This window comes from Lysinibacillus sp. FW12, from assembly GCF_050817245.1.
Lineage (GTDB): Bacteria > Bacillota > Bacilli > Bacillales_A > Planococcaceae > Lysinibacillus > Lysinibacillus irui.
In genome coordinates this window covers 2,191,921-2,206,050 of the sequence record NZ_CP139094.1, presented here as the reverse complement: position 1 = coordinate 2,206,050, position 14,130 = coordinate 2,191,921, and the positions used below count along the sequence as shown (strand labels likewise).

General features: G+C 34.4%; 20 protein-coding genes and 2 pseudogenes. 9 read left to right on the top strand and 13 right to left on the bottom strand.

What is annotated here, in order from left to right; translation table 11 throughout:
- The first annotated feature begins 163 nt into the window (after window positions 1-163).
- The 4 genes from SJW71_RS11295 (at window position 164) to SJW71_RS11280 (ending at window position 2,472) form a co-directional block, all read left to right on the top strand.
- Complete coding sequence (locus SJW71_RS11295) at window positions 164-673, top strand: hypothetical protein (RefSeq protein ID WP_431812154.1); 510 nt, start codon at window positions 164-166, stop codon at window positions 671-673.
- A gap of 490 nt (window positions 674-1,163) precedes the next feature.
- A complete protein-coding gene (locus tag SJW71_RS11290) occupies window positions 1,164-1,364 on the top strand; it encodes a hypothetical protein (protein ID WP_322606521.1) in 201 nt (66 codons plus the stop codon).
- Window positions 1,365-1,545: 181 nt separating this feature from the next.
- Window positions 1,546-1,962 carry a DUF3888 domain-containing protein gene (locus tag SJW71_RS11285; RefSeq protein WP_341386391.1) on the top strand — a complete coding sequence of 139 codons (417 nt, stop codon included), beginning with the start codon at window positions 1,546-1,548 and terminating at the stop codon, window positions 1,960-1,962.
- 75 nt (window positions 1,963-2,037) lie between these two features.
- The gene (locus SJW71_RS11280; RefSeq protein WP_274793269.1) at window positions 2,038-2,472 is read left to right on the top strand and encodes a hypothetical protein; all 435 of its coding nucleotides are present in this window, start codon (window positions 2,038-2,040) and stop codon (window positions 2,470-2,472) included.
- Window positions 2,473-2,875: 403 nt separating this feature from the next.
- Here the strand turns inward: SJW71_RS11280 and SJW71_RS11275 are convergent, their stop codons facing one another.
- Window positions 2,876-3,052, bottom strand: a complete 177-nt coding sequence (locus SJW71_RS11275; RefSeq protein WP_322610685.1) for a DUF1064 domain-containing protein — start codon at window positions 3,050-3,052, stop codon at window positions 2,876-2,878.
- Entirely contained in the window at window positions 2,994-3,194 is a 201-nt protein-coding gene (locus SJW71_RS11270; protein ID WP_312506715.1) for a DUF1064 domain-containing protein, read from the bottom strand. Before SJW71_RS11270 ends, SJW71_RS11275 begins: the two co-directional genes overlap by 59 nt.
- Between SJW71_RS11270 and SJW71_RS11265 the strand changes: the two genes are divergently transcribed.
- Both SJW71_RS11265 and SJW71_RS11260 read left to right on the top strand, forming a co-directional pair.
- Window positions 3,156-3,338 (top strand): tyrosine-type recombinase/integrase, encoded by a 183-nt coding sequence (locus tag SJW71_RS11265; RefSeq protein WP_396631755.1) that lies wholly within the window; start codon window positions 3,156-3,158, stop codon window positions 3,336-3,338. The genes SJW71_RS11270 and SJW71_RS11265 overlap by 39 nt on opposite strands.
- Entirely contained in the window at window positions 3,311-3,610 is a 300-nt protein-coding gene (locus SJW71_RS11260) for a tyrosine-type recombinase/integrase (protein WP_431812203.1), read from the top strand. The genes SJW71_RS11265 and SJW71_RS11260 overlap by 28 nt, the downstream gene beginning before the upstream one ends.
- 87 nt (window positions 3,611-3,697) lie before the next feature.
- Here the strand turns inward: SJW71_RS11260 and SJW71_RS11255 are convergent, their stop codons facing one another.
- The 10 genes and pseudogenes from SJW71_RS11255 to SJW71_RS11210 all read right to left on the bottom strand — a co-directional run bounded on the left by SJW71_RS11255 (window position 3,698) and on the right by SJW71_RS11210 (window position 11,413).
- Window positions 3,698-4,903 carry an EAL domain-containing protein gene (locus SJW71_RS11255; RefSeq protein WP_341386932.1) on the bottom strand — a complete coding sequence of 402 codons (1,206 nt, stop codon included), beginning with the start codon at window positions 4,901-4,903 and terminating at the stop codon, window positions 3,698-3,700.
- Between the two features lie 523 nt (window positions 4,904-5,426).
- The gene (locus tag SJW71_RS11250; protein WP_322606526.1) at window positions 5,427-6,530 is read right to left on the bottom strand and encodes a hypothetical protein; all 1,104 of its coding nucleotides are present in this window, start codon (window positions 6,528-6,530) and stop codon (window positions 5,427-5,429) included.
- Between the two features lie 14 nt (window positions 6,531-6,544).
- The gene (locus SJW71_RS11245) at window positions 6,545-7,876 is read right to left on the bottom strand and encodes an SPFH domain-containing protein (protein ID WP_431812153.1); all 1,332 of its coding nucleotides are present in this window, start codon (window positions 7,874-7,876) and stop codon (window positions 6,545-6,547) included.
- 164 nt (window positions 7,877-8,040) lie between these two features.
- Window positions 8,041-8,415: a DUF423 domain-containing protein gene (locus SJW71_RS11240; RefSeq protein ID WP_274793273.1), complete on the bottom strand. Its 375-nt coding sequence runs from the start codon at window positions 8,413-8,415 to the stop codon at window positions 8,041-8,043.
- Between the two features lie 11 nt (window positions 8,416-8,426).
- A complete protein-coding gene (locus tag SJW71_RS11235) occupies window positions 8,427-8,852 on the bottom strand; it encodes an acyl-CoA thioesterase (protein ID WP_004225136.1) in 426 nt (141 codons plus the stop codon).
- A gap of 749 nt (window positions 8,853-9,601) precedes the next feature.
- Window positions 9,602-10,108: a hypothetical protein gene (locus SJW71_RS11230; protein ID WP_431812152.1), complete on the bottom strand. Its 507-nt coding sequence runs from the start codon at window positions 10,106-10,108 to the stop codon at window positions 9,602-9,604.
- Window positions 10,109-10,113: 5 nt separating this feature from the next.
- A pseudogene (locus tag SJW71_RS11225) lies at window positions 10,114-10,221 on the bottom strand (excalibur calcium-binding domain-containing protein); the annotation flags it as partial.
- An 86-nt stretch (window positions 10,222-10,307) separates the two neighbouring features.
- A pseudogene (locus SJW71_RS11220) lies at window positions 10,308-10,505 on the bottom strand (excalibur calcium-binding domain-containing protein); the annotation flags it as partial.
- Complete coding sequence (locus SJW71_RS11215; protein WP_431812151.1) at window positions 10,480-10,953, bottom strand: ComEC/Rec2 family competence protein; 474 nt, start codon at window positions 10,951-10,953, stop codon at window positions 10,480-10,482. The pseudogene SJW71_RS11220 and the gene SJW71_RS11215, both read right to left, overlap by 26 nt.
- A gap of 40 nt (window positions 10,954-10,993) precedes the next feature.
- Window positions 10,994-11,413 carry an MBL fold metallo-hydrolase gene (locus tag SJW71_RS11210; protein WP_431812150.1) on the bottom strand — a complete coding sequence of 140 codons (420 nt, stop codon included), beginning with the start codon at window positions 11,411-11,413 and terminating at the stop codon, window positions 10,994-10,996.
- A 419-nt stretch (window positions 11,414-11,832) separates the two neighbouring features.
- On the opposite strand from SJW71_RS11210, the gene SJW71_RS11205 reads away from it, so the two are divergent.
- Window positions 11,833-12,417: an excalibur calcium-binding domain-containing protein gene (locus tag SJW71_RS11205; protein WP_322606531.1), complete on the top strand. Its 585-nt coding sequence runs from the start codon at window positions 11,833-11,835 to the stop codon at window positions 12,415-12,417.
- Between the two features lie 37 nt (window positions 12,418-12,454).
- On the opposite strand, the gene SJW71_RS11200 is transcribed toward SJW71_RS11205, so the two are convergent.
- Window positions 12,455-12,715 (bottom strand): DUF1827 family protein, encoded by a 261-nt coding sequence (locus SJW71_RS11200; protein WP_322606532.1) that lies wholly within the window; start codon window positions 12,713-12,715, stop codon window positions 12,455-12,457.
- A gap of 146 nt (window positions 12,716-12,861) precedes the next feature.
- On the opposite strand from SJW71_RS11200, the gene SJW71_RS11195 reads away from it, so the two are divergent.
- Window positions 12,862-13,596 carry a YpjP family protein gene (locus SJW71_RS11195; protein ID WP_431812149.1) on the top strand — a complete coding sequence of 245 codons (735 nt, stop codon included), beginning with the start codon at window positions 12,862-12,864 and terminating at the stop codon, window positions 13,594-13,596.
- Complete coding sequence (locus tag SJW71_RS11190; protein ID WP_341386399.1) at window positions 13,593-14,129, top strand: hypothetical protein; 537 nt, start codon at window positions 13,593-13,595, stop codon at window positions 14,127-14,129. Before SJW71_RS11195 ends, SJW71_RS11190 begins: the two co-directional genes overlap by 4 nt.
- The last annotated feature ends 1 nt before the right edge of the window (window position 14,130 follow it).

Genomic DNA, 14,130 nt, shown 5'->3' with positions numbered 1-14,130 from the left:
TCTTTCTTCATCAAAAGGCCAGATTGTGGAAGAACATTTTCAATAAAATTCGATATTACTGTTGAAATATAGAGTAAGATTGGGAAGTTTCTCACTTAAACTAACGGAGCAGGATAGTTAAAGAACATTTAGGGTACGTTACTTCTAAAAAGGAGTAATTTAAATGAAAAATCCATTCTTAATTAGTTCGTTTGTGATTATATTTTTGTTCAGTTTTTCTATATTATTAGGAAGTCCTGTTCATTCTCAAACTAATCCTTCAGATAATAATGAATATTTATATCCTGCAAATAAGGAAAAAGTTGTTAATGAAACTGTAGATGAATTTTACCAGGCATTAAGGAACCTAAAGTATCCTATACATCAGGAGGTTTATCAAAGATATAAGCAGAAGCCAAAGCAACAACAATGGCATTTGGATACTGTTCTTTTTAAAGAAATGCCTGATGCATCTGTAAATGTTAGAAAAAAATTATTGTTCAATGAGGTAGAAAGATTAAATTATATAACTTTTGATGGAAATATTCTTAGTACCTACCCTTATATAGATATTAACTATCATCAGACCGTTAGTCCTGATAGACAAGTTTATTTTTTTATTCCTTTAAAGACACAGAAAAAGAATTTAGAGGTAATTATGCAATTTATGATGTTGAAACAAAAGAAATGGTAGCAGGCGGAAGTACTTATATGCCAAAGCTCAATCTTACAAGGAACACTTATGATTAAGAAAGATAAATTTAGGTAAAATAGCAACATGATTGTGTTCGTTGTTGAACTAGCTTAATATGGAAATTTATTCCTATTATAGTGTATACACTGGATCGCTTGTCCCACCACTTGCCTTTTGTAGAGTTGCCTCAATCCCATACATAGCGGTTTTCGCCCCAATGTAACTATTGTTATTTTCCTTCGCTACTTGTTACCTTGCTTCCTCGATTGTTTTTTACTATCCACCGATAATTCTCAATCCACTGTAACAAATTCTCTTACGTAACTGTTATTTGCCCTTTTAACATAGGATTGCCCTCCTAAGTTATGTTATAATGCTAATGACTAAGCCATTATTCAAAGGGCATAAACCAATTCGAGCTGTAGCGTGTGCAAACGCTGCAGCTTTTTCTATGTTATAATTTACACAAATTACATATTGAGGTGATATTATGGAAAGTGATAAATTGGTTTGTAAGGCTTGTGGTAGTGATTCCTTTACAACCGGTCAAGTTGGTGGTAGTAGTAGCCAGGGTAATATAAGACCAATCGGATCAGTAATGACTTTTGGTTCACCACTTCTTATGACTTTTTGTAAAAACTGTGGAGAGGTTGCTTCAATCAAAGTTGATAACCCAAAAAAATTTAAATGAAATATCTGTTTAGGGTCACTCCAAACTAGTGACCCTTTATAATTTCTTTACTCATATTGTGCAGTAAACTACTGTTGAATTATCTCAAGTATTTTTTACCTTCTCTTTTAACTACATACTTTTAAATGGATGGTTAATAATAAATTTATACAATATTTAAAAGAGGTGTATTATTTTATAAATGAAAAAAGGCTTATCTGCTTTTATAATATTAATTACTCTTGCTTTATTTTTCCTACCAAGGACAGGATTAGGGTTTTATGGACCCACTCATGATTCTAACGACCTTAGATTACAGGATATGCTCATGCTCATCCTTACTCCTTATATTGAAAAGGATTTGAGAAGCTATTATTATCCGAAGATTTTAAAGGATGTTTCACCCTTTGTTACTCCTTGGAAAATTGAATTAATTGAAACAAAAAGAAATCATTTCCGAGGCTTTGATCTGCAAATTACATTTGAAATTGAGCCTACAGATGGCGGACATAATATTTCATTAGGAAAAGATAGAATGACCTATGAAATAACTGTTGGTCCTGAGGTTAAATTGATAAATCACACTCACCTTAAGACTTATAAATATCCACCAGAATAATTCATTAAAATTTTTAACCTTTTATAGAATTTTGTATTTTTCATTGTTGAACAAATACTGAAAGGAATTTTTTCTATGAGAAAAATAATAATCATTTCGTTATTTTTAATAAGTTCCCTAGGGATAAATTCTACTTTTGCTAGATCAGATATACAGTATTTCCCTAAAAACCAACCCCCAAGTGTGATTGAGTTAGCCTTTCTACGTGAATTAGGTTTACCAATTCTTGAAACAATGTCTTCATATGGTGATAATCAATTATTCGATTATGCAAGAATTGAAAAAATTGAACAAAATAGACAAAACGACTACTATGATGTTAGTTTAAGGGTTATTTCCTTTGAAGGTGCACACGATCAACCATTTAAACTAATTAATATCACTTTTCGTATACCGCCTGGTGAATCTGCAGAAAAATATAAAGTGTTTTCAAATAAGGCAGTCATTTCATATAAAGTTAAAAATATTTCTCCTGAAGAAGTTGAGAAGTTATCTAAATTCACTAAGTAGCTCAAAATTTTTTTTGCACATTTTCTTTCAACTAACCACTTTTCCTCTTCCCTAACAACCCACCAGCCCTTGGCCCAATCCTTCCAGCCCATTTCAAGGTCCATAGCAATCAAAGCCACACTCACTTTACTTGCGTTAAGTTTCTGAGCAATCTCGTTAATTGGATATCCTTGATTCCACATAGCTATGAAGGTTCCAATCTGATTTATTGTGAAATCAACTTTAACTGATTCATGAACCTCGACAGTGAATAAGATGTATCAACTCTACTTCTTTCCTTGCCATTCAATATCACCTACCCATTAATTGCTTCTCTTTCAGGTCCTGCTTTCCTAGCCTTTTTAAGTTCATCATGTGTTATCCCCCAACCACCATCAATCATTGAATACGTCAGAAGCTTTAATTAGTGAGGAAAACGGTATTCGAACAACTTCTTCCTCAATTCGAATTGCTGTGTAACCATTCCCTTTATGTCACCCACTTCTGTATGACCATCAACATAATGAACTGTGAAATCAGCGTTATAACCAAATATCGCGATATTTCTTTCCGTTCTTTTCGAACTTCGGCAGTAACACAAACCTTGGCTGTAATTCAAAGGATGTCACAATACCTTGTGCTTGTAAGTGCTTCAAGTGAACATAATATTTTGCTTCTATCGCTGAATCGAATATAACTCCGTCGTGTATAACTTTCTTGTTCCCGTATTTTGCTTTACTCATGTTATATTGCTTACACTAGCAACTACAGGGATGCGTAAAGGTGAATTGGCTGGCCTTACGTGGAAAGATATAGATTTTATGCAAAACATCATATCTATAACAAAAACACGTGATGAATATGGGGTCAGATCAATGATTATGTAATTATTACTGCCAATTTAGAACCAATTAGCAGTAATTATATATCTAAAATGTTTAACGCTTTAAAAAAGAAGCATAATTTTGAGCGTTTCTCGTCCCATATACTTCGCCATACATTTGTAAGTATTCTTATTGCAGAGGGAACCGCTGTAACTACAGTTGCAAAAATCATTGGGGATACTCCTGAAATGGTGATGAGGGTATATGCTCATTCCCTCGCTGATGAGGTATTAAAGGCAACTCAAGTACTTTCATCTTTGATTAAAATCGAATAAATCATTTAAACATCAAATTTGGTGTACAAAGTGGGGTACAATCATAAGTTATACCCCACAACCATTGATATATTAGGATTTGTAAGCTTATCTAAAAATACTGTGCTCATAAAGATAATCATAAGAAAGGTCAACAAACAAATATTCATGTTCGTTGATGGCGATTGAAAATGTTCTCGTAATTTCTCCTGTTTCAATATCACGATATAATTCTGAGATCTCTCCACTTTGATCATTGCGCATTTTAATGATTGTTTGTAGGAAGTACGGTCGCCAACTCCAATTTTTATTAATTGCTCGTGGCTGCAATTCCCAATTGCCGTCAATTCTCATAACGTTAGGCGTTAACTGGAATCCATCTTCATTACAAATATATAGCCTAAAGGAGTAGTTATCCAGTAGTTCAGCTAAATACTCTAAATGCGAGATATTGTCACTCGTTGGTTTGACACGGTGAACAATCGCCTCTAGTTCATCCCTTAATTTTTTAAGCTGCAAAAATTGCGCCTCTAGCATTTTCTTTTCGGACGTAATAAATTGCTGGCATTCTTTTTTAAAGCGTTCCTTTAACATGTCTTTATCGACAAAGGTCATTGAAGGATTTGCTAAATATGGCCCTTGATAGTAGCGACCTCCATTTTTCCAAGCAAATTGTAGCTGATACACTGTTTCAATATCTTCAAATAAAAGATTGGCCCCTATTTTATAAGCAAGGCTGCCAATGGCAGAAATCATGTCCGATTGTGCTGACCAGGAATCATAATTTAAATCACGTGTATTGACCTTTAAAATATGTGGCGCCAATAACGCAATGTGCTCTAAATGACTTTCCGCTCCTACTTCTTGCACAGCAATTTTCACGCCGAACGTCGTAAAATAACGAAGGGCATGGTGTAATTTGTTTATATCCCCCATAAAACGATGCTCTGATACAACAATAACGATTCGATGTAAATCTTCTTCTCCTATATATTGCTGGATTATATTAAAATGACTTTCACCAAAATCTTGCATCAATAAATTAGGATTACTTGGAATGTAAATATCAATATCTGATGCAATTTCATCAATTTTGGCTAAGGCTGCATGTAAAATTTTATGCTCCATATCAATTCGATATTCTTCTGGAATATCTTCATTATTAACGAAGTCCTTTAAATTAATTTGTTGCCCTTCAATTTGTAGATGTCCGGAAATTTCGTAGGCAATCACCGTATGCGCATCTGCGCTAAATATCGGCTGATAATACCCATGTATTTGATCTAAATTTGTTAACACTTCAATTGCGTCCATCATCGAAACCTCCATTATGAATAACTTTTTATAGTTATTCAAAAATAACATTACACTTACTATTAATTTCTAAAAAAATGCTCTCTGTCTGTATAATAAGTGGTTTAAAGTAAATTCGCAACTTCACCTATCATAATTTTTGGCCAATCTAACCTAAATTTTTTAGATTGGCTTAGTTGTAGCCATTGTTCGATTTTCACCATTTCTTATGACTTTTAGACATAGGAGGCTGTATTTTTACTCTATCATTTCTATGCTCTCACACAAACCTACATGTCATTGTTTCAAGGCTGCTCTCTCACTATAATTTATGCGACATACTAATAAAACGGCCATGACAATGCAGGGGAATAGCCCGTTCATTCCACATAATTCAGTCATACACCTAGTATTTTAAGTCAATTTTATGTTGATTTTGCGGCTGAGTCCCTATCGTATTTAATGATCTTTGGCAAATGTCATCAATTTTGCAAAGATGGATCGATGAAAAAAGCAGCATTCCAAAAAGGAGTGCTGCTAGTCATTATTCCGACATAAAGAAATACCAAATCATTGCTATCACCATTAATGATATGATAACAGCTATCGTTACACGAAGTGGTGAAATAGGGGCATCTCCACCTACTCGCCCAGTTTGTCCATTGACCATAAAACGATAAACCTTTTCCTTATAACGAAAAGAAGACAGCCAAATCGGTAACATTAGATATTTGTATGTAATATCATCATGGTTGGTGGAAAAACGCAGATTTGATACAACATCCGCATTATTTTCCCAACGAATTTTGGAGGAAATTTGCGCGTGAAGATGATCATGAATTTCACTTTTAGCTTGATTCCACCCATCCTGCAAGCCAACACTATAACGCTCTGACAAAAATCCAGCTACATATTCTGGTTTATAAGCCTTATTATTTAAAAGATTAAATGGTTCAATTTTTCGCATCATATCACGATCGTAACGTGTTGTTGCACTTACTAAGTGGTCGTCGATAAATTCCTGATAAAAGCCACTAGTCGAATACCAATCTGTTTCAGTATGAGTTTTCCCATCTTTATCAGTAACTGTTCGATGTCGTCCATATCTTGCAGAATATCTAGAGCTTGTTTTGGAGTCGAATGTCCAATAAGGAAGATAAACCCCTTTAAAGGCATCAGGCTTTGCGCTAATTTTAGCAGCTTTCGGTGTAAACCATCTGCCTTTGATCCATTTTTGAAAATGTTCCCCTGCTTGCTTATCCGTTACTTCAAAAGCACATACACCATTTGGTGCTAACGTATTATCAGCAGTAGCCTCCATAACCTGATTGGAACCACAGTAAGGGCAACTGTCAGCAACCTGCAAGGCATCGTAAATCGTTTCGGCTGCACACGCTTTACAAATGACTGTTTTTTTCTCCACGCCCCAATTAAAATTCCCACGTTCCTCTGCTTTTAAGAAGTCCATTTCCTGGGCAACTTTTTCCTCTTCTTGCTCCGGCGTAGCAATTGCCGTTTCAAAGCCACAATAAGGACAAGTTAGCTTTCCTGTTGCAGGATTAAACTCAATCGATGCACTACAGGAAGGACATTCAGCATCAAAGTCAAGCTTCACTTGTTTGGCATTTTCAACCTCTTGCATTGACATAGGCCATCATCTCCTTACTTGACATCATTCTCATCAAAAACATCTCCACATTCCGGACAGAACTTCGGTGGATTTGAAGGATCTTCTGGTGTCCAACCACATTTATCACAAGCATAAAGTAAAGCACCTGCTGGTTTTTTCATCCCACATTCACTACAGAATTTCCCTTTATTGACCGCTCCACACGTACATGTCCAACCCTCATCAGCTGGTTTTGCTGCACCACATTCTGAACAGAACTTCCCTGTATTTTCATGACCGCATACACATGTCCATGCACTAGGTGCTTTCGCTGTCTGTTCTTGCATAGCAGCTTGAGCCATTTGGGCTTGCTTATTTTGTTCATTCATTTGATAGAGTTGACTAGCATTAACGCCACCAGCCTGTGTAGCCATGTTCATGCCCATAAATCCTGCCATAGCTCCCCCATCATTGTTAGCAGCCGCAATCATCGCATCTGCCTGTGCCCCTGTTAAATGAGCAGCAGCCATTCCTGGATCTCGCATCACAGCATTACGCTGAAGTTGTTTAATCATTGCTTCATCTTCTTCAGAAGCTTTCAGTGTACTAATCCCAAATGACACAACAGCTAAGCCACGTATGGCAAGCCATTTTTCAGATAACACTTTATTGAGTGCCTCTGCTAACGCAACAGTATGAGCCGGTATTTCACTATAACGAACACCACTTGCAGAGATTTGCGCAAAGGCTGGCTGTAATGCCGTCATTAATTCTGATTTTAACTGGCTATCAATCGTATCTCGTGTAAATTCACGTTCCACATTACCACAAACATTTGTATAGAATAATAATGGATCAATAATTTTATACGAATATTCCCCATGACAGCGAATTGCGATGTCAATATCTAAGCCAATATTGCGATCAATCACACGGAAGGGAATCGGTGCAGGGGTTCCATATTTATTTCCAACAATTTCTTTCTTATTAAAATAATAAACTCGCTGATCTTTCGCAGGCTCTCCTCCAAATGTGAAACGCTTACCTATCTGCTTGAACGTTTCCATTATTCCCTGAGATAAGTCTGTGCCATACATAATCGAAGGTTCTGTTGATGTGTCATAGACATATTCCCCTGCTTCTGAAGAAAATTCTACAACTTTCCCCTGCTCTACAATCATCATACACTGCCCTTCATTGATAGCAATAATCGAACCATTGCTTATAATATTGTCATTCCCTTTATTTGATCCACGTTTCGAATTACGCTTCATTCCTTTTGTTACAAGGATATCTGCGGATAATGCCTCACAATAAAAATATTCACGCCATTGATCCTCTAAAACACCTGTTAATGCGCCAACCCCAGCTTTTAATAAACCCATATAATTCCCACCTTCAACTTGATATTTAACTTATTTTATCATCTACAAACACTATGTAATACGCATTATCTGACAAATTGTTTCATTTATCGTATGAAAGAGTAAAAAAACGAGAAGCTCCTATGATATGAATCATAAAGAACTATCCCGTTTCATTACGTCTTTTAAGCCAATGCTGCTACCGCAACAAGCACCCAAGCTACGATAAATAACATCCCACCAATAGGTGTAATCGCACCAAGTTTTTTCACACCTGTCACTGCTAGCACATATAAGCTACCAGAGAAGAAAATAATCCCTGTAAACATAAGATATCCAGCCCAAGAAAGCAGGCTAGTACTTCCTAAAAGAGACTCATTAGATAGAATCCCTAGCCCAATAATCCCTAAAGCATGGTACATATGATATTGCACAGCCGTTTCCCAAATGGCAGCATAATGAGGTGATGCAAATTTATCCTTCAGTGCATGTGCACCAAAAGCACCTAAAACAACACCTAGACACGCTAAAATCGCGCCTAACGCTAAAAACATTTCCATTCGTTGCTCTCCTATTTTGCCTCAACAGCAATTTCTTTATATTTGGCATCCCAAGCAGGATCAATTTTACTTAATGATACCGGACGCAATGTATCCTTATGCGCTAGAATATGTACGGATTGAGCAGTGGCTGCTACCGTGCCATCCTCATGTAAAATTTCATAGCCATAGGTTGTACGTAAACGGTCATGCTTTTCCACCCAAGTGCGCACAGTTGCCACCTGTCCATAATGCATCGCTGCCTTATATGAAATAGATAAATCCATTACTGGTGATACATAGCCGTCTTTTTCTAAAGCGGCATACTCAAAGCCCGCATCACTTACAAGCTGTGTGCGTCCAATCTCCATCCAAATGATGTAGTTTGCATGGTACACCACACCCATTTGGTCGGTCTCTGCATACCTTATTTCAATCTGTTTCTCACTCACAAACATTTTCTTCACCTCGTCCTACATTATAGCGTAAAAATGTTGATTTGGTGGGGTTTTTGCTCTGAGGAAATTAGAACGGTGAAAAATAGAGCGTTGCTTTTCTTGGTATTTAAAATAAATATCGATTTTTCTAATATGAATTTTAAATCCATATAAACTCATATAAACACTTTAAGTGGGGTACTATCTGGGGTACCGTGGGGTACCACTTTATGATTAATAAATAAACATGCACGAGCAGTTACACTAATCTGTTTTTACACACAATGGATCACTCATTTTATTCATATGAGTGACCCACTTAATATATATTGCTTTGTGTTTCTTACAATTATCATTACGTGTTACGTTATAAAGAAAGAATACAAGCTACAAAATCTGTTTAACGATAAAGATCAGATAGGCTATTGATATCCAATTGTAGAAGACCATAAAAATTTTAATCTTAATGAACTACTATTAACCATTTATATATCAACTTTTTCACGTAAAAAACTCGCTATATAAACGAGTGTTTCGCGTGTTTTATGACAACCTAGGTGGTGTGTTTTTTCACAGAATTCAAGTGGCTATGTATTAATTGTTTTTCTAAAGAATAATTACCTTAACATCAAGCATTTTTAGTATATCGTGGTTTTTTGTTTTTAATAATCTTTATTGTGTACTGTTTTGGGGTAATGAGCAATTACTTATAATTGTCCCAATTAAATTCAAAACAAGACCACTCCTACGGCGTGGTCTCTAACAAATTTTTAATTTTCTTCTGTTTTATTTTTTTGTTTAATATCTATTAATTGTAAAAAGGCAATGAAAAACATCATTGCGAATGAACTTATAGCAATTAATACACTCCCATATGACAGCAATTCACTCGAACTTTTCCATCCTTCTATAACACAAAATAGACCCATGGCAAATGTAAACATACCTACATTAGCAAATACACTTGTTAACAGCTTTCCTACCCATTCTTCATTCTTTGCAAAGGTTGAATGTGCAGTGCGAGATGATATAATTAAAATAGCTATTAGAGTAACATAGGAAGGAAATCTAAAAATATCCAATTTATCTGATACGCTAAGTATTATGAACGTATTTATAAAAAGATTTATTAATATTTCTAAAAAATACTCATTTTCTCTTTTAAATTTTATTTTAAATTTTTTGAAATCCACTTTTGATATTGCACAGATTGCCAACCACACAATAACACAAAATAATACACCTGCTAAACTTCCCAAAATAAAATCATTGCTCATCTTACTTACCTTTCACAAGCCCATCCATCTCCATCCCGATCATGTTTCTTTTTATAAGCTGGATGTGATGAGCTAACTCCGTCTGGATATACTTTTCTAAGTTCAGTACAATTTTAAAGCTTTCTTTTGTTGGAGTAGTTGGTGTTGGCGTAGAAATTGGATCTTTCGTATTATTATCCTCTACAGGTTCACATGCCCAACCATCATTATCTGCATCATGTTGTAATTCATAAGCTGGGTGACCACTCATTACGCCTCCCGGATAAACAGCTCGCAATTCTGTACAGTTTTTATAGGATTCTTTGACTGGTTCTGTAGGTTTTGTTTCAGGCTTCTGCTGAGAAGGTTTTGACTCTGGGACGTTGAACTCCTTAGCAGCAACAATAAGTCTTACCATTAGTTGTAATTACGATTGTACCGTCTTGAGCTGTTGAATACACTTTACTTCCCGCGCTCTTTAGATTAGTTAAAACCTCATTATGTTTATGACCATAGCTATTATCCTTACCATAACTTAATATAGTAACTTCTGGTTTAACTGCTTTTAAAAATTTGGATGATGTACTGGTGTTTGAACCATGATGCCCGGCTTTCAAAATTTGGACCTTTAAAGTATCGTATGAATCAACTAGTAAATCTTCTAGATCAGTACTAGCGTCAGCCATTAATAAAAATTCTACATCTTTATACCCTACTTTGAGAACAATCGAAGCGTCGTTAGTATCTTTGGCGTACGGATCTGCATAAAGTACCTGTAGGTAAAAATCAGAAGTCCAGTTTCCAATTAAGAGTTGTTCAATTTCAGGCTCGATATAATTGATATTTTTTCTTTCAATAAACTTCAAAAGTTGACTATAAGTGTTTGTAGTGTGCTCTTTCCCGCTATTAACAATAGTGTTTCACGGAAATTGAATTAAGCACATCTACTAATCCGCCTATGTGGTCTGCATCAAGATGTGTTGATACAACATAGTCTAGCTTTTTAATTCCTAATGATTTTAGATACGAAACGACAGTCTTGCCTGCTGACTTTGGCCCTCCATCTACTAAAATATTTATTTTCCCATCAGGAGATTGGATAAGTGTAGAATCTCCTTGACCAACATCAATGAAATGAACTTTCATTTCACCTTTTTTAATTACTGTAGATGGTGATGTTGATATTGTATTTTTTCCTGAAACTAAGTCATTGATTGATTCAGCGTACTTTTTAAAGTCAACATCGCTCATATCGCCATTCATTTGTAATAAAATTAATGCATTTTGATGTGTATGAGAGTAGAATAAAGGCCCTATACTACTCAATCCATCATAATAGCCTTTAGCTTGAGCTAAGCTTTATTAGCGTCCTTGAAAATAAACAACCTTCCACCCGATTCTTCACCAAGTGAAGGAATTAAAATACGCTTGCCTTCTTTGCGACCATTTCCGAATTCCTTATTAGGCAAATCGGAGACTTCGCCGACTTCCAATCCATCTTTTTTAAATTGGTCAATGATACTTTCTGTAGTTATTGTTGCACTACCGTTTGCTGAATTCTTTTGTGAGGCTTCAGTTTCAACTGGTAAAGCTAAAGCAATTACTAGAATAAAAGTTAAAAATGATAATAATACTTTTTCATAAATCTACCTACTTCAAAATAATTATACATATTTGGTGATAAATTGGTATAATAGTATTAATAAATTTTTATTTATACATAATTACCCAGGAGGATTCTAGTAATGCATAGTAGGTTTTGGACTATTTTCTTTTTAATTATCTTCTTTCCATTAGGTTTATTTTTAATGTGGAAGAACGATCATTTTACTAAACAAATACGTGTCATTATTACTTTATTTTTTGTAATTATTGTTTTACTATCTTCGTGTTTTGGTGGAACAAATAGGGCAAAAGAAGAAGAGTTAATTAAAAAAGAAGAGCAATTGGAAGAGAAAGAAAGCAAATTGATTAAATTAGAAAATGATTTAAAAGCAAGAGAAAAGGATATTGATCAGAAAATTAAAGATTTCGAGCAAAAAATTGAAGAACAAAAGAAGTTGGAGGAACAAAGAAAATTAGAAGAACAAGAAAATGAACGTAAAAAACAAGAAGAGATAAAGCAACAAGAAGAGCAAAAAAAGCTTGAAGAAGCACAAAAACAAGAAGCTGCTCAACAGACACCTACAACAGACACCCCTCAACAAAATTTAAACTTCAGAAATTGTACAGAAGCTAAAGCAGCAGGTTATTCGAACATTAGAAGAGGAGAACCTGGTTACTCATCTAGACTAGATAGAGATGGTGATGGATTAGCTTGTGATAAATAATAAATGAAAGTCACTCATGTTTATGAGTGACTTTTCTTTAGTTTGTAAGTGTATTGACATCCACTTTATTACGAATATGGACAATACCAGTTCCGCTGACACGTATATTAACTTCTGTCACATTTCGTTTTAGAATTTGATCAATTGCATATCTAATTTCCCATTCTTTAACTTTGCCTTTCTCATTCGAAATACTTGCATGGCTAGATTTTTTATTTTCACTATGAATAATCACTGTTCCCTCACGTTCATAGACCTTTACCGAACCACCCATAAAACCAGATGCAATTGTTACCACATCTACTCTTTCTTTTGTTACAAAGAATATTGTTAATATTAGGAATTTTTCTTCTTTAAGGAAATTATTTAAAAATATTATTTAAAATGCGATAATTTCCTTAATATTCCGGAATATTAATAAAATTGAAATACAATGAGTCAAAAATGAAAAAAATATTTAACAAATTATCTATAATAATAATATTTACTTTAATTCTTCAATTAACTTTACCTTTAACTAGCACTGCCAACACTCGAAATGGGTTAGATTTAATTAGACAAGAAACAAATTTAACAGAAGATGATATACAATTAAGTTTAGATATTATTTCTGAACATAGCAGTTTATTTCTTGAAAATGCTGATATTACTGTCCTTAATTCATATGGTCTTGAAGATCAAAATATTGCATTACTAAAATATTTTTATGATATTAATTATCCATCGGTAACTTTAAATGCCTTTGCTGTTTCACAGAATGTAACTAACAATGATAACATTCAACCCCGTTTAGCAAATGTATTAATCAGAGTATTGATTAAAGATGCACTTAAAAAGAAAATGGGTGATAAAATAAAAAAAGAGATTGGTGAGGAAGTAAAAGATAAAATTGAGGATAAATGGATAGCTGCAGCTGAAAAAGAAATTGATAAACATGGCTATTCTAAATTCGTAGGACCAGAAGGTTCTGGGGCAAATGGAATTAGACAAGGTGAACACATTTTTGAAATTTACAGAAAAAATGGTAATTCTATTATGAGAGGACATGTAGGCCTTGAACAAAATAAAACTGTAACTAACTGGCACTACCACCTTAAATATGATGGTTTTGAATATCATCATGGACAAACACTTTTAAGACATAATAGCTTACCTGCATGGGGGACTCCGATTAAGTGAATGAACATGAAGAAGTTTTTATATTAAGCTATGGGTGTGATTTGGATCATAGTAATATTGATTATTTAGTAAAAGAACGGCTGTTACCTTTTTCTCATTGGACTAATAAGAAACGACCTAAGGGAACAGATATTTGTGTTAGATATGAGGTATTTGATATTAACCCAAAGAAACACAAACAACTCTATTACGGCCACAAATTTTATATTAATAAAATAAGATTAGAGGCTTTCATGTATTCACTCTCTAAACTTAAAGGAAATCATGTTTATGTTCACCCTAAGGTTAGAGGGCATGTTAATGTTTATATTGATGACCTAGAGTATACAGGCCGAGTATACCAAACATTAGTGAATGACCAAAAATTAATTTTTATAGACGAGGAATCTGAAAATAATTTCACTTTAAGAGAAAAATTGCCCAAACTACAAAAAGATTTACACTATCTAAAGATGCAAAGTAATATAGCTTTCGAAGAGAGAGATCGGTTAGTTACTAATTGGATAAATCGCATAATTAACGAAATAATTTAAA